Origin of the sequence: Pseudonocardia sp. Ae331_Ps2, assembly GCF_001932405.1 — a bacterium.
In the GTDB taxonomy this organism is placed as follows: domain Bacteria; phylum Actinomycetota; class Actinomycetes; order Mycobacteriales; family Pseudonocardiaceae; genus Pseudonocardia.
Map to the genome: position 1 here is coordinate 3,535,429 of NZ_MCIM01000001.1, position 19,045 is coordinate 3,554,473.

Annotated in this window: 21 protein-coding genes and 1 tRNA gene; 13 read left to right on the top strand and 9 right to left on the bottom strand. The window is 74.6% G+C overall.

Annotated features, from left to right (window positions below; genetic code table 11):
• Positions 1-29: 29 nt before the first annotated feature.
• Complete coding sequence (locus tag Ae331Ps2_RS16990) at positions 30-431, bottom strand: MarR family winged helix-turn-helix transcriptional regulator (protein WP_075307791.1); 402 nt, start codon at positions 429-431, stop codon at positions 30-32.
• Between the two features lie 633 nt (positions 432-1,064).
• Positions 1,065-2,537, bottom strand: a complete 1,473-nt coding sequence (locus Ae331Ps2_RS16995) for a glycosyltransferase (protein ID WP_075307789.1) — start codon at positions 2,535-2,537, stop codon at positions 1,065-1,067.
• A 119-nt stretch (positions 2,538-2,656) separates the two neighbouring features.
• Between Ae331Ps2_RS16995 and Ae331Ps2_RS17000 the strand changes: the two genes are divergently transcribed.
• Positions 2,657-3,556 carry a hypothetical protein gene (locus Ae331Ps2_RS17000; protein ID WP_075307787.1) on the top strand — a complete coding sequence of 300 codons (900 nt, stop codon included), beginning with the start codon at positions 2,657-2,659 and terminating at the stop codon, positions 3,554-3,556.
• Between the two features lie 110 nt (positions 3,557-3,666).
• The gene (locus tag Ae331Ps2_RS17005; protein WP_075307784.1) at positions 3,667-4,671 is read left to right on the top strand and encodes a TerC family protein; all 1,005 of its coding nucleotides are present in this window, start codon (positions 3,667-3,669) and stop codon (positions 4,669-4,671) included.
• Between the two features lie 22 nt (positions 4,672-4,693).
• On the opposite strand, the gene Ae331Ps2_RS17010 is transcribed toward Ae331Ps2_RS17005, so the two are convergent.
• Positions 4,694-5,023 (bottom strand): putative quinol monooxygenase, encoded by a 330-nt coding sequence (locus Ae331Ps2_RS17010; RefSeq protein WP_020623433.1) that lies wholly within the window; start codon positions 5,021-5,023, stop codon positions 4,694-4,696.
• Between the two features lie 105 nt (positions 5,024-5,128).
• On the opposite strand from Ae331Ps2_RS17010, the gene Ae331Ps2_RS17015 reads away from it, so the two are divergent.
• Positions 5,129-6,106 carry a YafY family protein gene (locus tag Ae331Ps2_RS17015; RefSeq protein WP_075307782.1) on the top strand — a complete coding sequence of 326 codons (978 nt, stop codon included), beginning with the start codon at positions 5,129-5,131 and terminating at the stop codon, positions 6,104-6,106.
• Positions 6,107-6,162: 56 nt separating this feature from the next.
• Here Ae331Ps2_RS17015 and Ae331Ps2_RS17020 read toward each other — a convergent pair whose 3' ends face one another.
• Together Ae331Ps2_RS17020 and Ae331Ps2_RS17025 are read right to left on the bottom strand one after the other, a co-directional pair.
• Positions 6,163-7,122 (bottom strand): asparaginase, encoded by a 960-nt coding sequence (locus Ae331Ps2_RS17020; protein ID WP_075307780.1) that lies wholly within the window; start codon positions 7,120-7,122, stop codon positions 6,163-6,165.
• Between the two features lies 1 nt (position 7,123).
• A complete protein-coding gene (locus tag Ae331Ps2_RS17025; RefSeq protein WP_170918291.1) occupies positions 7,124-7,756 on the bottom strand; it encodes a class I SAM-dependent methyltransferase in 633 nt (210 codons plus the stop codon).
• Between the two features lie 205 nt (positions 7,757-7,961).
• On the opposite strand from Ae331Ps2_RS17025, the gene Ae331Ps2_RS17030 reads away from it, so the two are divergent.
• The 7 genes from Ae331Ps2_RS17030 to Ae331Ps2_RS17060 all read left to right on the top strand — a co-directional run bounded on the left by Ae331Ps2_RS17030 (position 7,962) and on the right by Ae331Ps2_RS17060 (position 13,807).
• Positions 7,962-8,636 (top strand): GntR family transcriptional regulator, encoded by a 675-nt coding sequence (locus tag Ae331Ps2_RS17030; RefSeq protein ID WP_020626001.1) that lies wholly within the window; start codon positions 7,962-7,964, stop codon positions 8,634-8,636.
• Complete coding sequence (locus Ae331Ps2_RS17035; protein WP_075312188.1) at positions 8,636-9,415, top strand: LamB/YcsF family protein; 780 nt, start codon at positions 8,636-8,638, stop codon at positions 9,413-9,415. Before Ae331Ps2_RS17030 ends, Ae331Ps2_RS17035 begins: the two co-directional genes overlap by 1 nt.
• Positions 9,412-10,059, top strand: coding sequence for an allophanate hydrolase subunit 1 (locus tag Ae331Ps2_RS17040; protein WP_158071459.1), 648 nt, complete (start codon positions 9,412-9,414; stop codon positions 10,057-10,059). Before Ae331Ps2_RS17035 ends, Ae331Ps2_RS17040 begins: the two co-directional genes overlap by 4 nt.
• Positions 10,056-11,003 (top strand): biotin-dependent carboxyltransferase family protein, encoded by a 948-nt coding sequence (locus Ae331Ps2_RS17045; protein WP_083695674.1) that lies wholly within the window; start codon positions 10,056-10,058, stop codon positions 11,001-11,003. Before Ae331Ps2_RS17040 ends, Ae331Ps2_RS17045 begins: the two co-directional genes overlap by 4 nt.
• Positions 11,004-11,014: 11 nt before the next feature.
• Positions 11,015-11,488, top strand: coding sequence for a VOC family protein (locus tag Ae331Ps2_RS17050; RefSeq protein WP_020625850.1), 474 nt, complete (start codon positions 11,015-11,017; stop codon positions 11,486-11,488).
• Positions 11,489-11,669: 181 nt separating this feature from the next.
• Entirely contained in the window at positions 11,670-13,001 is a 1,332-nt protein-coding gene (locus Ae331Ps2_RS17055; RefSeq protein ID WP_075307778.1) for an MFS transporter, read from the top strand.
• The gene (locus Ae331Ps2_RS17060; RefSeq protein ID WP_075307776.1) at positions 12,998-13,807 is read left to right on the top strand and encodes a D-glutamate cyclase family protein; all 810 of its coding nucleotides are present in this window, start codon (positions 12,998-13,000) and stop codon (positions 13,805-13,807) included. Before Ae331Ps2_RS17055 ends, Ae331Ps2_RS17060 begins: the two co-directional genes overlap by 4 nt.
• Positions 13,808-13,823: 16 nt before the next feature.
• Here the strand turns inward: Ae331Ps2_RS17060 and Ae331Ps2_RS17065 are convergent, their stop codons facing one another.
• Together Ae331Ps2_RS17065 and Ae331Ps2_RS17070 are read right to left on the bottom strand one after the other, a co-directional pair.
• On the bottom strand, positions 13,824-15,272 hold the full coding sequence (locus tag Ae331Ps2_RS17065; RefSeq protein WP_255407894.1) for an MFS transporter: 1,449 nt from the start codon (positions 15,270-15,272) through the stop codon (positions 13,824-13,826).
• A gap of 83 nt (positions 15,273-15,355) precedes the next feature.
• Entirely contained in the window at positions 15,356-16,273 is a 918-nt protein-coding gene (locus tag Ae331Ps2_RS17070; RefSeq protein WP_075307774.1) for an alpha/beta hydrolase, read from the bottom strand.
• A 91-nt stretch (positions 16,274-16,364) separates the two neighbouring features.
• Here Ae331Ps2_RS17070 and Ae331Ps2_RS17075 point away from each other — a divergent pair, with 91 nt between their 5' ends.
• Together Ae331Ps2_RS17075 and Ae331Ps2_RS17080 are read left to right on the top strand one after the other, a co-directional pair.
• On the top strand, positions 16,365-16,787 hold the full coding sequence (locus Ae331Ps2_RS17075) for a MarR family winged helix-turn-helix transcriptional regulator (protein WP_233147456.1): 423 nt from the start codon (positions 16,365-16,367) through the stop codon (positions 16,785-16,787).
• A gap of 69 nt (positions 16,788-16,856) precedes the next feature.
• A complete protein-coding gene (locus Ae331Ps2_RS17080) occupies positions 16,857-17,519 on the top strand; it encodes an amidohydrolase family protein (protein WP_249265589.1) in 663 nt (220 codons plus the stop codon).
• A 22-nt stretch (positions 17,520-17,541) separates the two neighbouring features.
• Here the strand turns inward: Ae331Ps2_RS17080 and Ae331Ps2_RS17085 are convergent, their stop codons facing one another.
• Positions 17,542-18,366, bottom strand: a complete 825-nt coding sequence (locus Ae331Ps2_RS17085) for a transposase family protein (protein ID WP_075313133.1) — start codon at positions 18,364-18,366, stop codon at positions 17,542-17,544.
• A gap of 90 nt (positions 18,367-18,456) precedes the next feature.
• Between Ae331Ps2_RS17085 and Ae331Ps2_RS17090 the strand changes: the two genes are divergently transcribed.
• On the top strand, positions 18,457-18,879 hold the full coding sequence (locus tag Ae331Ps2_RS17090; RefSeq protein WP_249265588.1) for an amidohydrolase family protein: 423 nt from the start codon (positions 18,457-18,459) through the stop codon (positions 18,877-18,879).
• Positions 18,880-18,969: 90 nt separating this feature from the next.
• Here the strand turns inward: Ae331Ps2_RS17090 and Ae331Ps2_RS17095 are convergent.
• Positions 18,970-19,045: transfer RNA gene (locus Ae331Ps2_RS17095), tRNA-Lys, on the bottom strand.

A 19,045-nucleotide genomic window follows, 5' to 3' on the forward strand; every position in this document is an offset into this window, starting at 1 on the left:
CCGGTGCCGTGTCCCCCGTGCCGCGCGCCTCAGTGCTCCGCGGCCCGCTGCTGATGCCGCCGTCGTCGGACCTGGTCCCGGTGCTCACGGTCGCGCATCTCCTGGGTCCGGCGCACGGCGACGTCGAGGATCCGCCCGGCCACCGGCCGGAACCAGTCGACCCACTCCGCCGGGACGCCGGTCACCATCCGCCGGGCACCGGTGTCGGTGACGTCGCCCCAGAGGATCTCGTGGGCCCGGGTGGTCACCAGGACGAGCAGCCGGCGACCGTCGTCGGGGTCCGGCTCGCGCTCGATCAGGTCGCGCTCCTCCAGCCGCGCGAGCAGCCGGGTTGTCCCCCCGGTGGCGAGTCCCACGGTCTCCGCGACCTCGGCGCCGGTCATGGCACGGCGGGCGAGCAGCAGCTCGGCGAGCACCGTGTACTCGTGCACCGTCAGCCCGAAGCGCTCGGCGACGGAGCGGATCCGGTAGAAGCCGAGCAGCTCCGCTCGGGCGAGGAGCGGTCCGAGCGCCTCCGCGGTCTCGGCTCGCGTCCGCCGGTCCTCCTCCGGCCCGGTGGTGGGGCCGGGGCTCCCCGGAGGGGTCTCCCGCCGAACTCGCTTACCGGGTAAGCGAATTCGGTCGGCCTCCTCACCGGGAGGCGGGGTCGGCGGGGGCTCCGCGCCTGGCCGTTCGGACCCGGCCCCGTGACCGCCGTGATCGCCCTGGCCGCTGTGATCGCCGTGGCCGCCGTGGCTGCCGTGGCCGAGTGTGGCGCCCGGATCCGGCGGTGCCCCGCCGTGCGACGGCCCCGGGGACCCGGTTCTCGGAATTCGCTTACCCGGTAAGCGAGTTCGCGGAACAGGGGTGTCCCTCAGATCCCGGCCGGGTCCGTCGCCTGCCGTGGAGTGGTCCGTGCCGGTGGAATGGTTCGTGGCGGTGGAATGGTCCGTGTCGCGCTGCACGGGCGAAGCGGTAGCAGCCCGGTCGGACCGCCGCGGCGGATTCCGCGTGAGCGGTTCGCGATCGTGGCGCCGCTCGGCGGGTGAACGCCTAGGTGTAGGCCCGGACGGCGTGACGTGCCCTCAGCGCCCCTGCCGCGGGGTGATGACCCAGGTCCGGTCGCCCGTGAGCTCGCGCAGCTGCGCGACCCGGGCGACGACGTTGCGCAGCTCGACGTAGAGCGGGGAGAGCAGCAGGTACCCCAGGAACCAGCCGGGCCGGCGCAGCTCCGGCGGCGCCGCCCGCCAGGCGAGCAGCGTCTGGCCCGGGCCGACGGCGAGGGTGTAGACCGTCGTCGCGAGCAGCAGCGGCACGACATCGCCGGGGCCGTGGTGGTGCAGGCCGAACGCCAGCACCGGCACCATCGCCAGGGTCACCCACGGGCACAGCTCCCGCCAGCCGAGCAGGAACAGCAGTCCGAGCCGGGCGCGCGCGGGCAGCCCGCGGGTGCGCAGCGCGGTGCGCAGGTGCCGGCGCGAGACCTGGAACCAGCCCTGTGCCCAGCGCAGCCGCTGGTGCCACCAGGCGCGCACGGTCAGCGGGGCGAGCTCGCGCGAGAGCAGGCCCGGGTCGACGACGCAGCGCCGCCCGGCCAGCAGCGCGCGGACCGATGCGTCGATGTCCTCGGTCAGCATCTGTGCCTGCATCCGGGTCGCGCGCAACGCCTCGGTCCGCCAGTACCCGTTGGAGCCGCAGAACAGGCCGAACCCGAACAGCCCGGCCCGCCCGGGGTGGCTCACGCCGTAGATGCAGGTGAACTCCACCGAGACCGTCCGGGCGACCCAGGACGCCGTGCCGTTGCGGACGCTGCAGTGCCCCTGCACGACGTCGGCACCGTGCGACAGCGCCCGCCAGGCCCGGCGCAGCGCGTCGGGTGCCGGGTGGTGGTCGGCGTCGAGGATGCCGGTGACCTCGCCGTCGGCGGCCCGCAGCGCCGCGTTGACGTTCTGTGCCTTCGTGGTGGAGTCCGCCACCTCGACGACGACCAGCCGCGGGTCGGCCGCGGCGAGGGTCCGCAGCTGCGCCTCCACCGGCTGCGGCCCGGGGGTGTTGTAGGCGACGACGACGGTCAGCGGACCGGGATAGTCCTGGGCCAGGGCGTGCGAGACGGTGTCGAGGATGGTCCCGGCCTCGTTCGGCAGGTACGCCGGGACGACCAGCACCGCGGGCGGCCACGGCGCGGCGGGTGCTGCCGGGGGACGGTACGGGCGCAGTGCGCGCAGGCCCTCCAGCCACACCGTCGTCGCCGTCATGACCAGTGCCGCGACGACGACCAGGTACGCCGGCCTGGTCAGGTCGGTCCCGAGCCGCCAGGCCGCGTCCAGTACCAGCAGCGGGAGACCGACCCCGGCCGCGGTCGTCGCGAGGATCTGGACCGGGGTGCGGAGCAGGTCGCGCAGCCGTCGGCGGGCCACGGGCGCCGGCCGGTGCGCCGGGCGCCGGCCGCCGTCGGACGGGACCGGCGGGACCGGCGGGGCCGGCGGAGCAGCCGGTGCGGCGGGGCCGGACGCGGGGAGCGGCGGGTCCGCGGGCCGGTCGTCGAGGGGCGGGGGCATGGCCCGGCCACGCTAGCCGGGAGACACTTTGCGTGATGATCATGTCACGCAGAGTGTGTCCGTGTGGGTGAGCCGGCACTGCTCGGCATCCTCCGATCCTCCCGACTAGCGTCGCGGTCATGAACGACACCGCCGTCGCCGCCGGGCGTCTCGCCCGAGGGCTGGAGCCACTGCACTCCCAGGTCTACTTCGCCGTCGAGGCCGAGCCGGCCTACACCGCCGCGGGGCTGGAACCGGGCCGGATGAGCTACTTCGCCCCGCGCGCCGCGCCCATGGGCGCGGTCGGACCGTCGGTGGTCACCGCGACGTTCTACAACTTCTCCCCGAGGCTGGTCGCGAAGTCGGTCCCGCGGGCCTGGGAGCTGGCGTCCCCCTCGGATCTGCTCGACGTCCGGTTCGCCGTCGCCGACGCCTCGCTGCGCCGCACCCTGGGCGACGACACCGTCGCCTCGCCGGAGATGGCCGAGGCCGCCGGGCTGGCCCGGACCGCGGCCGAGGCCGTCACCCCCGACGGGCGTCCGCTCGCCGCCGGGCACCTCGACGTGCCCTGGCCGACCGCGCCGCACCTGGTCCTCTGGCACGCGTTGTCGATCCTGCGCGAGCACCGCGGCGACGGGCACATCGCGCTGCTGGTCGAGGCCGGGCTGTCCGGGCTGGAGGCCCTGGTCACCGCGACCGCGACGGGCACCGGGTTCACCGTGGCCTTCGCCCGCGGCAGCCGCGGCTGGTCGGCCGCCGAGTGGAACGCCGCCGTCGCCGGACTCGCCGACCGCGGCCTGCTGCAGCCGGCCGACACGGCCGGGGACGACGCCGTCGAACCGGTCCTGACCGAGGAGGGCACGGCGCTGCGCAAGCGGATCGAGAACGACACCCACCACCTCGGCGCCGCGCCGTGGACGGCACTCGGCGCCGACGGGGCCGCGCGGCTCGGTGAGCTCGGCGGGGCGTTCGTCCGGACTGCTCTGGCGAACGGCGCGTTCCCCGCCGAGGGGGTCTTCGCGGCGCGTCCGAAGGGCTGATCGTCGTCCGCGCCCGGCCTCACGACGGGCGCGGTGTCCTGACTGCCCGATATGGTGCGCTCCGCGACCGGCCACCGTGGCCGGCGCGGTGACCTGCAGGAGGACCTCCGGTGCTCGAGATCAGCGGCCTCGAATGGGCCGTCACGATCGGCGTGATCGTCGCGCTGCTCGCGTTGGACCTCGTCCTGGGCTGGCTGCGGCCGCACCGGGTGGGATTCACCGAGGCCACCGCGTGGTCGGTGTTCTACATCGCGATCGCGATCGTGTTCGGGCTGGTGTTCGCGACGATGCACGGCTGGGACTTCGGCACCCAGTACTTCACCGGCTACATCGTCGAGAAGAGCCTGTCGGTCGACAACCTGTTCGTCTTCGTCGTGATCATGACGACGTTCGCGGTCCCGGAGGAGCACCAGCACAAGGTGCTGACCTTCGGCATCGTGCTCGCCCTGATCATGCGTGCGATCTTCATCGCGGTCGGGGCGACGCTGCTCAACCTGTTCTCGTTCATGTTCCTGGTCTTCGGTCTGCTGCTCCTGTGGACCGCGGTGCAGCTCTACCGGCACAAGGACGAGGACCCCGACATCGAGGACAACATGGTCGTGAAGGGCGCGCGCAAGCTCTTCCCGGTCACCGAGGAGTACCACGGCGGGAAGCTGTTCACCCGGGACAACGGCCGCCGGGTCGCGACCCCGATGTTCATCGTGCTGGTCTCGATCGGCGGCATCGACCTGCTGTTCGCGCTGGACTCGATCCCCGCGGTGTTCGGGGTGACGCAGGAGGCGTTCATCGTCTTCACCGCCAACGCCTTCGCGCTGCTCGGTCTGCGGGCGTTGTTCTTCCTGGTCAAGGGCCTGCTGGACCGGCTGGTCTATCTGTCGGCCGGGCTCGCGGTCATCCTCGCGTTCATCGGCGTGAAGCTGATCCTGCACTGGCTGCACGTCGACATCTCACCGGCCGTGCCCGAGATCCCGACCATGGTCAGCCTCGTCGTGATCCTGGGGATCCTCGCGATCGTCACCGTCGCCAGCCTGATCAAGACCAAGGGCGACCCGACGGCGACCGCGCACGCCGGGTCGCTGCGGGCCCGCAAGGAGCGCCCCGAGCAGCACGACTGAGCCGGTCCGGCCGGCCCGGCGCTCAGCCGGGCAGGCCGGCCAGGCCGGGCCCGCCGAGCGGGGTGACCTCGATGTAGTCCGGCGGCGCGGTGAGCAGCGCCAGCACGTCGCCGAGCCCGCTCTCGCCGATGTCGCGGCTCAGCGCCGCCTCCGACGACGCGGCGTCGGACCACATCTCGGTGACCCAGACGACGTCGGGCTCGTCGGGGGTGGCGTTCACGACGTAGGCGAGGCAGCCGGGCTGGGCGGCCATGTCGTCGGCGACCCGCAACAGCGCGCCCGCCAGCTCGGTCCCCTGTCCCTCCAGGGCCACCATCCGCACGTACCGGCCGACCCGCTCGCTCGTGTCCACGGCGGCGACCGTAGACGGCCGGTCCGGGCACCCCGGGGTCGGGGCGGGCTCGCCGACCCGCATCCAGGACAGGAACCGACCGCGATCGGGGGCACACTGGTCGTCGTGATGGGGACATCGGCGCGGCTGCTGCGCCTGCTCGGGCTGCTGCAGGTGCCGCGCGACTGGACGGGGCCCGCCCTGGCCGAGCGCCTGGAGGTCGACGTGCGCACCGTCCGCCGCGACGTCGACAAGCTCCGCACCCTCGGCTACCCGGTGCACTCCACACCCGGGGTGACCGGCGGCTACCGGCTCGGCGCCGGGGCCGCGCTGCCACCCCTGCTGCTCGACGACGACGAGGCCGTCGCCGTCGCGGTCGGGCTGCGGACCGCCGCGGGCGGGTCGGTCTCGGGCATCGAGGAGACCTCGGTCCGGGCCCTGGCCAAGCTGGAGCAGGTCCTGCCGAACCGGCTGCGCCGGCGCGTCGCCGCGCTGGGCACCGCGACCTCGACACTCGCCGCGCGCGGCCCGACCGTCGACGCGGACGTGCTGTCCGCGCTGGCCGCCGCCTGCCGCGACCACGAGGTCCTCCGGTTCGACTACGTCGCGGGGGACGGGACCGAGACCCGTCGCGTCGCCGAGCCGGAAGGGCTCGTGCACACCGGGCGCCGCTGGTACCTCGTCGCCTGGGACACCGGCCGCGACGACCGCCGCACCTTCCGGGTGGACCGGATGCGCCCGAAGCTGCCGGCCGGGCCGCGCTTCACCCCGCGCCCGGAACCGGAGGGCGGGATCGCCGCGTTCGCCCAGCGCGGCATCTCCTCCGGCGCCTACCCGCACCGGGCGCGAATCGTGTTCCACGCCCCGGCGGAGCGGATCGCCGAGCACGTCACCCCGGCGTCGGGGATCGTGACCGACCTGGGCGGGGACCGCTGCGAGCTCGCGGCCGGGGCCTGGACGCTGGAGTCGCTGGCGGTGTGGCTGTGCTTCTTCGGCGTCGACTTCGAGGTGGTCGAACCGGTCGAGCTGGTCGAGCACCTCGACGCGGTCGCCGCCCGCCTCGGCCGGGCCGCGGACCACGCGCGTACGGGCGGCGCGGGCTGACCCGGTGCCCGCGCAGGAGCGGGGGGCCGGGGTGTCCCCGGAGCGGGGCGGGCGGCTCAGAGCAGCGCGCGGACCGCGCCCACGGGCGTGCCGTGGCCGAGCACGTCGGTCCGGGTCGCCCCGGTGAGCGCGGCCGACCCGGCGCCGAGGGACTCCAGCACCGCGCGGGCGACGACCGGCAGCGGCCGCGGCGACCCGTCCAGCACGGTGACGGCGAACGCCCGCCCGTCGGGCAGCGCCGCGGCCAGCACGCCCTCGGCGCCGTCCTTGGCGACCAGGCCCGGCACCGCGCCGGCGAGCCGGGTCACCGGCCGGTCCGTGCCGCCGACCCACCACGGGTGCGCGCGGACCGCGGCCCCGACCCGCCCCTCGACGGTGTCCGGGGCGGCCGTCGCGAGCGTCGCGAAGGCCCGGGCCAGCCCGGCCGGGGTGCTGCCGAACAGCGGCGCGCCGCAGCCGTCGACGGTGGTGACCCCGACCGGCACCCCGGTCAGCTCGGCGACGGTGTCCCGGACCAGCCGCTGCAGCGGGTGCGCGGGATCGCGGTAGCCGGCCGTCGGCCAGCCCGCGGCCACACAGGCGGCGAGCATCCCGGCGTGCTTGCCCGAGCAGTTCTGCAGCACCGGCGACGGCGACGTCCCCGCCGCGCGGGCGTCCGCGGCGGCCGCCGTCCCCAGCGGCAGGTCCGGGGTGTTGTCCAGGTCGGTCTCGTCGAGTCCGGCGCCGGCGAGGATGCGCCGCACACCGTCGACGTGGTCGGGCTCGCCGGAGTGCGAGGCGCAGGCCAGCGCGAGCAGCTCTCCGTCGAGGTCCAGCCCGGCCCGCAGCATCGCGACCGCCTGCACTGGCTTGAGCGCCGAGCGCGGCAGGAACACCACGTCCGGGTCGCCGTGGCCGGTCACGGTGCCGTCGGGGTGGTGCACCGCCACGGTGCCCAGGTGCACCGACTCGACGGTGCCCTGCCGCTCGACGACGGCCAGCGGGACGGCGGCGGCGACCCCGGGCGGGACGACCATGTCAGCTCGCCGAGCGAGTGTCCTGCCCGCCGAGGGAGTTGAACTGGGGGAGCGGTCGCCGGCACAGGAAGGTGCGGGCGGGCGGCGGGTTGCGCCACTCGGTCGCGGTCTCCACGACCTCGTCGAAGTGGGTGTCGAGCAGGTCGCGCAGCACCCGCACGCGGTTCGGCAGCGCCATCCAGGTGATGATCATGCTCATCACCCCGCCCGGGGTCAGCTGGCGCGCGATCGTCCCCATGACCTGCAGGCGCAGGGTCTGCGGGAACACCGCCCACGGCAGGGTCGAGACGAACGCGTCGACCTCGGTGATGCCGGCCTCGTCGAGGATCCGGTCCAGGTCGGCGACGTCGCCCTGCACGACCTCCAGCCACGGCTTGTGCCGGCGCAGGTGGGCGACCAGCTCCTCGTCGATCTCGATCGCGAGGTAGCGCGCGTGCGGGCCGAGGCGCTCGCGGATCGGCTCGGCGAGCACGCCCGGCCCCGCCCCCAGCTCGACGACGACGCCGTTCGTGCCGCGCGGCACCACCCCGGCGAGCTGGCGGCACAGCCGCCGCCCGGTCAGGAACGGGGTCGCGAGCTGGTCCATCTTCGAGAACGAGCGCTTGAAGAAGACGGCGTGGTCGGGTCGGGCCATGCGCACCATCGTGGCGGCCGCGGGCTCCGCGGTCATGTCGGGGCGACCCGGGTCACTCCGCCGCGGCCGCGGCGACCGTGTCTCCTGCCGTGTCTCCTGCCGTGTCTCCTGCCGTGTGTTCCTGCTGTGTGTTCTGCGGTGTCGGTCCTGTTAAGCGCGACGGCAGGGGCTTTCGTACACGCTGGATCCACCGTATACAGAACGCATGGCATCGGATGACGCGCTGGTCGACGCCCTGCGTCGCGCGATCGTGGAGGGCGTGTACCCGCCCGGTCACCGGCTGGTGCAGGAGGAGCTCGCAGACCGCTACGGCGTGAGCCGCATCCCGCTGCGGGAGGCGCTGCGCACCCTGGTGGGGGAGGGGCTGCTGCGCAGCGAGCCCGGCCGCGGCACCTTCGTCACCGAGCTGGACCTGGCCGAGATCGACGAGATCTACGACCTGCGCCGGATGGTCGAGCCCAGCTTCGCCCCGCACGTCGCGGAACGGGTGTCGCGGCGCGACGTCGCCCGCTTCGACGGCATGGCCGGTGAGATGGACCGGGTCACCGACACCGGTGCCGCCGCCTGGTCGCGCACCAACCTCGCGTTCCACCTGGACATGTACCGGCTCGCCGGGTTGCCGCTGCGCTACGAGCTGATCTCCCGGCTCTACCACCGCCTGGAGCCCTACTCCCGGTTCTACGTGCACGGCACCGGCGCCTACGACCGTGTGCAGGACGAGCACCGCGGGATGGTCCAGGCACTGGCCGACGGCGACGCCGACGAGCTCCGCCGTCTCGTGCTCGCCCACATCGACGGCGGCCAGGACGGCCTGCACGCGGCCTGGTCGGCCGACCGCGGCGAGCTGTCGGCGTTCTGGGCCGGACGGGACGCGCGGTGATCGCGCTGAACACCGACGTCGGGGAGGGCTTCGGCGCCTGGGTGCCGGACGACCGGCCGCTGCTCGACGTCGTCGACGCCGCCAACGTCGCCTGCGGCTTCCACGCCGGCGACCCGGACGTCATGCGCCGCACCTGCGACGACTGCGCGGCGCGCGGCGTGGCGGTCGGGGCCCACGTCTCCTACCGCGACCTCGCCGGGTTCGGCCGCCGCTTCGTCGACGTCGCCCGCGACACGCTGGTCAACGACGTCGTCTACCAGATCGGCGCGCTCTCGGTGTTCGCCGCGGCGGCCGGCACCCGGGTCGGGTACGTCAAGGCGCACGGCGCGCTCTACCACGCCACCGGCACCCACCCCGACCACGCCGACGCCCTCGTCGAGGCGGTCCGGCTCGTCGACCCGGGCCTGCCGTTGCTGTGTCTGCCCGGCACCGAGGTGTGGGATCGCGCGCTCGCGGCCGGTCTCGGCCCGCGCGCCGAGGCGTTCCTGGACCGCGGCTACACCGCGGCCGGGAGTCTCGTCCCGCGCGGACGGCCCGGTGACCTGGTCCGCGATCCCGCCGAGGCCGCCGCCCGCGCCGTCTCGGTCGCCCGCGACGGGACGGTCACCGCCGTCGACGGGACCGTCGTCAGCGTCCGCCCGCCCGGCGGCGCGGTCGCCGCGCTGTGCGTGCACGGCGACACCCCCGGCGCCGACGCACTGGCCCGCGCCGCCCGCGACGCCCTGTCCGCCGCAGGGATCGGCTGCGGTGCGGCCCCGCTCGCAGGGGCGGCCCGGTGACCGCGCCCGCCGTGCACCGCGCCGGCGACCGGTCCTGGATCGTGGACTGCCTCCCCGGGACCGTGCGCGCGGTCGCCGACGGCGCCGTGACCGACGGCTGGGACGCCTGGGTGACCGACGTCGTCCCGGCCGCGGCCACCGTGCTCGTCGTCGCGCGCCCCGGCACCCGGATGGCCGCGCTGCGCCGCCACCTGCGGACCCTTGCCGTCGGCGCCGCCGCCACCACCGTCACCGATGCGGGCGCCCCCGTCCCCCCGGCCCGGACGGTCGAGGTCGGCGTCCGCTACGACGGCGCCGACCTGCCCGCCGTCGCCGACCGGCTCGGGACCACCCCGGCCGAGGTCGCCCGGGCGCACGCCGCCGCGACCCACCAGGTCGGCTTCTTCGGCTTCGCCCCCGGTTTCGCCTACCTCGACGGGCTCCCCGACGCGCTGCGGCTGCCGCGGCTGTCCACCCCGCGGCCCCGGGTGGAGGCCGGCGTCGTCGCGATCGCCGGGAACCAGACCGTGGTCTACCCGGGCGGGACGCCCGGTGGCTGGCACCAGATCGGCACGACCACGGCGGTCCTCTGGGACGTCGACGCCACCCCGCCCAACCGGCTCGGGCTCGGCGACCGCGTCCGCTTCGTGGAGGTGCCCGCATGACCGCGCTGCTCGACCCGCCCGCCCGCGCCGCCACCGTCCCGCCCGCCGCGGGACCCGGACCCGGCCCGCGGCTGCGGGTGCTCGACGCCCGGCCGGGCGCCAGCGTGCAGGACCCGGGCCGCCCCGGGCTCGCGCATCTCGGCGTCACCGCGTCCGGGCCGGTCGACCGGGCCGCCTTCGCGACGGCGAACCGGCTGGTCGGCAACCGGCCCGGAGAGGCCGCCGTCGAGGTCACCCTGGGCGGTCTCGCGGTCGTCCTCGACGTGCCGCGCTGGGTGGCGGTCACCGGCGCCCCGGTCCCGGTCACCCTCGACGGCCGCCCGGTCGCCGACCCCCGCTGCGTGCGGGTACCGGCCGGAGCGCGGCTGCGGCTCGGCACCCCGCCGCGCGGGCTGCGCAGCTACCTCGCCGTCGGCGGCGGGATCCGACCCGCCCCCGTGCTCGGGTCCCGCGCCCGGGACTCGCTGACCGGGCTCGGCCCGCCCGCCGTCGCCCCGGGCGTCGACCTGCCGCTCGGCCCCGTGCCGGGCGAGCCGCCCGCCGTGCCGGTCGAGCTCGCCGCGCCCCGGCTGCCCGGTCCCGCGACCCGGGTCCGGTTCCACTGGGGCCCCCGCGACGGCGTCCTCGGCCCTGCCGACCGCGCCCTGCTCCGGCGCGCGCCGTGGCGCGTCTCCGGGCACTGCGACCGGGTCGGCATCCGGCTCACCGGCGCCACCCTCGCCGTCGGCGACCGGTCGCTGCCCAGCGAGGGCGTGCCGCTCGGCGCCGTCCAGGTCCCGCCGTCGGGCGAGCCCATCCTGTTCCTCGCCGATCACCCCGTGACCGGCGGCTACCCGGTGGTCGGCGTCGTCGCCGACGCCGACATCGACCTCCTCGGCCAGCTCCGGCCCGGGGACCCCCTGCGTCTGGACGCCATCCCGTCCGGGCGCGACACCGAAGGATGAGAGGTACCCCTGTGTCCGCACCGACCACGGAATCCGCCGCGATCGTCACCTCCGTGCGCCCGCCGTTCCACCTGGCGATCCCGGTGGACGACATCGAGGCGGCCCGCGAGTTCTACGGCACCCTGCTCGGCTTCCCCCGCGGCCGCTCCGCCGAGCGCTGGACCGACTGGAACGTCGCCGGCCACCAGGTCGTCACCCACCAGGTCGGCGAGCCGTCGGACACCCCGCGCGCGGGCGTCGCCGGCACCAACCCCGTCGACGGCCACGACGTGCCGGTCCCGCACTTCGGGCTCGTGCTGAGCGTCCCGGAGTTCCGCGCACTGGCCGAGCGGCTGACCGCCGCCGGCACGCGGTTCGTCATCGAGCCGTACGTGCGGTTCGAGGGGGAGCCGGGGGAGCAGTGGACGATGTTCTTCCTCGACCCCGCGGGCAACGCGCTCGAGTTCAAGGCCTTCGCCGACCCCGAGCAGCTGTTCGCCGTCTGATCCCCACACGGTCGCGGCCCGTCCCCGGACGGGCCCGCGGCCGGGGTCATCGGCGGGATGCCGCCCGCCGATGACCCGCTGTGCCACCGGTGTCGCCGTCTCGCGCGCGCCGGGTCTGCTCCACCCACCACACCGCGATCACGCCTGCCCGCAGCAGCGGGACCCCCACCGGGAGACACCCATGACCCTATCAAGCGACGCCCCCACCGGGCGGGCCGCCGAGACCCCCTCCACCCCGTCGCCGAGCTCGGCCCGGTCCCGCCGCGCGGCGCTCGCCGCCGCGTCCGGGACCGCCGTCGAGTACTACGAGTTCGGCGTCTACGGCTACCTCGCCGTCGTCATCGGGCCGCTGTTCTTCCCCAGCGCCGACCCGGTCGCCTCACTGCTGTCGACGCTCGCGGTGTTCGGCAGCGCGTTCCTCATGCGCCCGCTCGGCGGCATCGTCCTCGGCCGGCTCGGCGACCGCCTGGGCCGCAAGCCGGTCCTGGTGTTCACGATCACCGGGATGGGCACCGCGACCGCCCTGGTCGGGCTGCTGCCGACCGCGGCCACCGCCGGCCTGCTCGCCCCCGCCCTGCTGGTCCTGGCCCGGCTCGCCCAGGGCTTCTTAGCCGGCGGTGAGGTGACCGGGTCGGCCACCTACCTCGCCGAGTCCTCCCCGGCGGGCCGACGCGGCTTCTTCGGGTCCTTCACGCCGGTCGGGGTCGCCCTCGGTGGCGGCACCGCGGCGTTGGTCGCGGGGGTCACCTCGACCCTGCTGACCGCCGAGCAGCTGAGCGCGTTCGGCTGGCGGATCCCGTTCCTGCTCGCGCTGCCGCTGGTGGTGCTCACCCTGATCGCCCGGCACCGGCTGGAGGACTCCGAGGAGTTCGAGCACAGCCGCGCGGCGGGCGAGCTGCCCAAGGCCCCGGTGCAGGAGGTGCTCACCCACCACCGGCGCGCGCTGGTGACCGTGCTGCTGCTGGCCACCGGGTCGAACGCGGGCTACTGGATCGGCCTGATCTTCATGAACATCTACCTGACCTCGGAGCTGGGCTACCCGAAGTCGAGCACGTTCTGGCTGATGGCCGCGATCGGGCTGTTCGTGGCGTGCCTGATGCCGCTCGCCGGAGCGCTGTCGGACCGCTACGGCTGCAAGAAGCTCATCGTCGCCGGGTTCCTCGGCTACTCCGTGCTGATCCTCCCGACGATGGCGTTGATGGGCACCGGCGACTTCACCCTGGCCGTCCTCGGCATGTTCCTGCTGGCCCTGCCGATGCCGGTCGTGCAGGCCGTCACCTACCCGACCTACGCCGAGCAGTTCCCGACCCGGGTCCGCTACACCGGCCTGTCCCTGGCCTTCAACGGCGGGACGATCATCGGCGGCGGTCTCACCCCGTTCCTCGCGACCTGGCTGACCTCGGTCACCGGCGACCCGCTCGCACCCGGCTACCTGCTGATGGTCGCGACGGTCGTCGCACTGCTGACCCTGCTCACCGTCCGCGAGACCGCCCGCCGGGAGCTGGCCCGATGACCGCCGCGACGACGGCGCCCGCCACCCCGGCCGAGCTGCGGGCACTGGCCGCCGCCGGGGGCTGGACCGGGCCCACCGCGGGCCTGTTCGGCGGGTACCAGCAGGCCAACCTGGTGGTGGTCCCGCAGGCGACGGCGTACGACTTCCTGCTCTTCTGCGTGCGGAACCCGACGCCGTGCCCGCTGCTCGGTGTCGGCGACACCGGCGACCCGGTCGTCACCGTCGGGGACACCTGGGTCGACGTCCGCACCGACTTCCCGCGCTACCGGACCTGGCTCCACGGCGTCGAGGACGGCGAGCCGACCGACCTGCGCGACCGGTGGCGCGCGGACTCGGTGGCGTTCCTGCTCGGGTGCAGCCACACCTTCGAGGAGCCCCTGGAACGGGCCGGGGTCCCGGTGCGGCGCAACCCGCGCTCGTCCGCGCCCGCGGTGTACGTCACGACCTGCCCGACCGTGCCGGCGGGCCGGGTGCACGGATCGCTGGTGGTGAGCATGCGCGCGGTGCCCGCCGCGCTCGTCGACCGGGCCGTCGAGGTGACGGCGCGCTACCCGACCGGGCACGGCGCGCCGGTGCACGTCGGGGACCCCGCCGCGATCGGGATCGCCGACCTGGCCCGGCCGGACTTCGGGCCGGAGCCGGTGGTCGAGGAGGGTGACGTGCCGGTCTTCTGGGCCTGCGGGGTCACCCCGCAGCTGGCCCTGCCCGGCTGCGGTGCCGAGTACGTGTTCACCCACGCGGCCGGGCACATGGTCGTGCTGGACCACTCCGTCGACGCCGCCGCGGGCGCCGCTCCGCACGGATGACGCCGCCGTCCCCCGCTCAGGCCGCGCGGGCGGGGGACGACGGTGCCGCGGGGAACAGTGCCGCGACCCGGGCCGCGGACGCCTGCGCCCGCGCCGTGGTCCCCAGCACACCGAGCACCACGACCACGACGGTCAGCGGCACCACGACCGCCCACGCCGTCGCCACCCCGGCGGCGGTGCTCGCCGCGGTGGCGACCACGGTCCCGCTGATCGCGACGCCGAACGACTGCCCGGCCTGCCTGCTGGTCGAGGCCACCGCCGCGGCGACGCCGGCCCGCTCGGGCGGCATCCCGTTCACCGCCGTGTTCGTGATCGGCGGGTTGAGCAGTGCGAACCCGCAGCCGAACACCCCGTGCGCGACGAGCACGAGCCACAGCGGGGTGGCGGGGGAGAGCTGGGAGAAGGTCAGCGCGACCGCCACCATCGCCGTCCCGCCGAGGACGAGCGGCAGCCGGGCCCCGCGCGCGGCGACCATCCGCCCGGCCAGCGGCGCGACCACCGTCGTCGCGACGGCGGCCGGCAGCAGCGTCAGCCCGGCCTGCAGGGCGCTGAGCCCCCGCACGTCCTGCAGGTAGAGCGCGGACAGGAACAGCAGCGAGCCGAACGCCGCGAACGCGCAGACCGCGATCACCGTCGCCGAGGTGAACGGGGCGCTCCGGAAGAACCGCAGCTCCACCAGGGGCTCGGGGTGCCGCCGCTCCCAGACGACCAGCAGGACCAGCGCGCCGACGGCCAGCGCCGCCAGCCCGAGCACCCCCGCCGACGACCAGCCCAGCCGCGGCCCCTCGATCACCGCCGCCACCGTCGACCCGAGCAGCGCCACCACCAGGAGCTGCCCCACCGGGTCGGCCCGCCGCGGACGGGCGGCCCGCGACTCCGGGACGAGCCGCGCCGTCAGGACCCACGCCGCCAGCACCACGGGGATGTTCACCCAGAAGATCGCCCGCCAGCCGACGGTGTCCACGAGGAGCCCGCCGAGCACCGGGCCGAGGCCCAGCGAGATGCCGACCATCGCGCCCCACACCCCGATCGCGCGGGCCCGCTCCCGGACGTCGGTGAAGACGTTGGTGATGATCGACATGGCGACCGGGTTGAGCATCGCGCCGCCGAGCGCCTGCACCACCCGCGCCCCGATCAGCCAGCCGACCGTCGGAGCCAGGCTGCACAGCAGCGACCCGATGCCGAACACGACGAGCCCGGTCCGGAAGACGCGGCGGCGCCCGACCCGGTCCGCCGTCGCGCCGGCCAGCATCAGGAAGCAGGCCAGGACGACGGTGTAGGCGTCGACGGTCCACTGCAGCTCGGTGATCGAGGCGTGCAGGTCCGCGACGAGCGCGGGCAGTGCCACGTTGACGATCGTGACGTCCATCGAGACGATCAGGATGCTGGTGCAGAGCACGGTCAGGATCAGCAGCCGGTGCCGGCGTCCGGCGGGACCGGCCGGCACGACGACGTCGTTCCCCACGGCATCTCCTTGTCCGGAGCTAACGAACTGGGAGCGACGATAGCCTGCCCCGCGGTGCCGGGTGCGGCGGTCGGGCCCGATGCCTACAGGTGGGTGGAGTAGAAGCCGGCGAGCCGGTCGACCGCGGCGTCGACGTAGGTGGGCTCGTCGTACATCTCGTAGTGGCCCGCCCCGTCGACCACCATGAGGTCCACGGGGTTCGGGGCCGTCTCCCAGAGCCGCATGCCGGCCTCGGAGGAGCCGGTGGTGCCGACGCGGCCGGCCAGGACGACCTGCAGGGGTTGGGTCATGAGCGGGTCGACCAGGTGGAACGCGTCGTACCCGAGCAGCAGGGAGTCCCCCCGCGCGAGGCGACGGTTCGTCGAGTACTCGCTCCCGCCCCGTCCGGTGCGGTAGTACCGGATCGCCTGTGTCGTGTCGATGTCGTCCACTCCGAGCGCGGCGGCCTCCTCGGCGTTGTCGGGGAGCCACTTCTCGCGGGTGAGGTGTCCTGCGCGGTTCTCGGCCGAACGGGCGTCCGCCATGGCGTCGAGTGCGGCGACGGGGCCGTCGGACGCGCCGCGGCGGAACGCGGTGCCGATGTCCACGGGGACGACCACGCCCACGGCCCTGATGCGGTGGTCGGTGCGGGCGGTGTGGACGGCGTACCCGCCACCGGCGCAGATGCCGAGCACGCCGATGCGCCGGGGGTCGATCCCGGCCGTGGTGTCCAGTGCGTCGAGCGCGTAGCTGATGTCCTCGCCCCGCCGGTACGGGTCCTCGAGGTCGCGCGGCTCGCCACCACTGCGCCCCTGGTGGGCCGGGTCGAGGACGAGCGCGGCGATGCCGCGGTCGGCGAGGCGGCGGGCGTACTCGGCGCCGATCTGCTCCTTGACGCTGCTGCCCGGGGTCGACAGCACCACGGCAGGCCGGGGAGTCGACCCGTCGGTGCCGGGGGGCAGGTGGAGATCGGCGGCGAGCCGGATGGGCCCGCGCGGGATCGTGATGTGCTGCAGTGGCACGGGAGCCCCTCCGTCTAGGGTCGACAGCGGTCGAAGTTCGACATGCAGGTAGTTCGACTTCGACTCTGTTCGACATCGTACGGAATGGGAGGTGCTCGTGTCGGTCGACGCCGCGCAGCTGTGGTCGCTGAACCATCGGCTGCTGACCGTCGTGCTGGAGGAGTGCGTCGCCGACCTGGCGGAGCTGGGCCTGGAGACGAAGGAGTTCTTCGTCCTCGCCGAGGTCGCCACGTCCCCCTACCCGGCCCAGCTCGCCGCGACGCTGGTCATCCCGAAGGCGAGCGTGACGGCGTACGTGCGCACCCTGGTCGGCCTCGGTTACCTGCGCCGGGAGATCGACGACGCCGACCTGCGCCGCCACCGGCTCGTCCTGACCGCCGAGGGGGAGGCCGCCCGCGACCGGGCCCTCGCCGCGCTGGCGCGGGAGTTCGACCGCAGGCTCGCGCGGATCCCGCCGCAGGACCGGGCCGAGCTGGCGCGGATCCTGCTCGCCCTGCTCGGGCCGGTGGGGTAGACCGCCGGGCCGGGACCTCGCAGGATCTCTCGTCGTGGGCCGGCAGCCCCGTGGCCCGCTAGCCTCGACGTGCCAGGCACGATCGACCCGTCCGGGACGGAGGCCGCGATGCGGATCATCGCGCTCGAGGAGCACTTCCTGGATCTCGACGTCGCGCGGGCGAGCAGGCCCGAGGCCGAGCGGCTCAGCCCCGGCTCCACCGCGGCGTACGCCCCCGGGACGGGGTACCCCTACACCCCGGCGCCCGAGGTTCTCCTCGATCTGGGCGAGGGGCGGATCGCCGACATGGACGCTCACGGCATCTCCGTGCAGGTCCTGTCCACCCTCTCCACCCAGCAGCTGCCCGCCGACGTCGCCGTGGAGCTCGTCCGGAAGGTCAACGACCGCACGGCGGCGGCCGTCGCGGCGCACCCGGACCGCTTCGCCGCCTTCGCCGCGCTGCCGACGGCCGTGCCGGAGGCCGCCGCCGACGAGCTCGCCCGCGCCGTCGGTGAGCTCGGGTTCGTCGGATCCATGATCAACGGCCGGACCGGGGGCGGGTTCCTCGACGAGCCCCGGTTCGACCCCGTCCTGCGGCGGTCGGCGGAGCTGAGGGTGCCCATCTATCTGCACCCGGGCGTCCCGCCGGTCGAGACCTCCCGGTCGAACTACGAGGGCGGGCTCGACCCGATCGTCACGGCCCGGCTGCAGACGAGCGCCTGGGGCTGGCACGTCGAGACGGGGACCCACTGAGGTGTTCTCAGTAGCGGGTTGATCATGTCGTGCGGTCGTACTCGGTGTGGAGTAGTACGAGCGCAGCTGCGGTGATCGCGCCGGTGCGCCAGGGACATAGCGTGACTCGCCGCAACGCGGCGAAGGTGGTCTTGAGCAGGGCGTTTCCGCGTTCGGCCAGAGCACGAAGGGCTGAGTGCAGGGTGTTGACGGTGCGCTGGTTGACCGTCTGCCCGCGGCCGGGGGCGAGTTTGATGGGCACGGTGAGCCGGTCGGCTTCGCCTTCGTAGCCGAGGTCGCCCAGCGCGGCGTGGGTGTCGTCGGTGAACGCGGCCAGGCCCTCGAGCAGCCCGGGGTGGGTACGGGCGCAGCGGGTGTCGTGCTCGCGGCCCGGCCGCACGTCGCTGGTCCATAGCGGCCATCCATCAGGTGCGGTGAGGACCTGGATGTTCCCGCCGTGGCGGCGGTGCTTGCCCGACCACCACAGGTCGACCCCGGGGGTGAGGCCGAGCGCGCGGCACCGGTCGGTGGCGATCAGGGTGCCGTCGAGATTCACGTGGGTGTGCCCGGCTGTGCGGGCGGCGAGCAGGGCTCCGTGCAGGCCGGGTGCGGCCGCGGCGAGGACGTCGATGCCTTCGTGCAGGTAACGGTAGGCCGTTGCAGTGCTGATCGCGTTGTCACCGGCCAAACATCGGACCCGGGTAGCATCACAGAACCAGCGGATCACCAGCACTGCCTGGGCGAACGGGGTCAACGCCCGCCGCCGGGTGCCACGTCGACGGCGTTGAAGGACCAGGAGCCGCGCCAGATAGGCCACGGTGCGCTCCCCGATCGGGAGGACAGCGGTGTAGGTGACAGGATCAGACATGCAGGACCTCGGTGACGGTGTCGATCTGTGCTGGACCGAACCGATCTACCGGGGTCCTGCCCCGTTCCCGCTCATCTCACCACCCTCGGCGTGTCGCCACGACCTGCCACCCCGCTACTGAGAACACCTCACTTCCTCCATCTGGTCCTCGCCGGGGTGTTCGACCGGTACCCGGACCTGCAGCTCGTCCTCGGCCACTGGGGCGAGATGGTCCCCTTCTACCTCGAACGGATCGAGGAGGCCCTCCCGCAGCGGATCACCCACCTGGACCGTCCGGTCGGGGACTACTTCCGGGAGAACGTCCACATCACCCCGAGCGGGATGTTCAACCAGGCCCAGCTCCGGTTCTGCGTCGAGACGGTCGGGGTGGACCGGATCATGTTCAGCGTCGACTACCCGATGCTGGGCAACGACGGCGCCCGGGCGTTCCTCCGCGAGGCGGACCTGCCCCCGCTCGCGATGGAGAAGATCGCCCACCTCAACGCCGAACGGCTGCTGGGGCTGCCGGGATGAGCACGGCCGGGAACCGTCGGCACCATGAGCTGCAGGGGACAGGACGAGCTGTGGGGGTAGGACGATGACGTCCTACCCCCACAGAATCGGTGGTGCGCCGTCAGGGACTTGAACCCCGAACCCGCTGGTTAAGAGCCAGCTGCTCTGCCAATTGAGCTAACGGCGC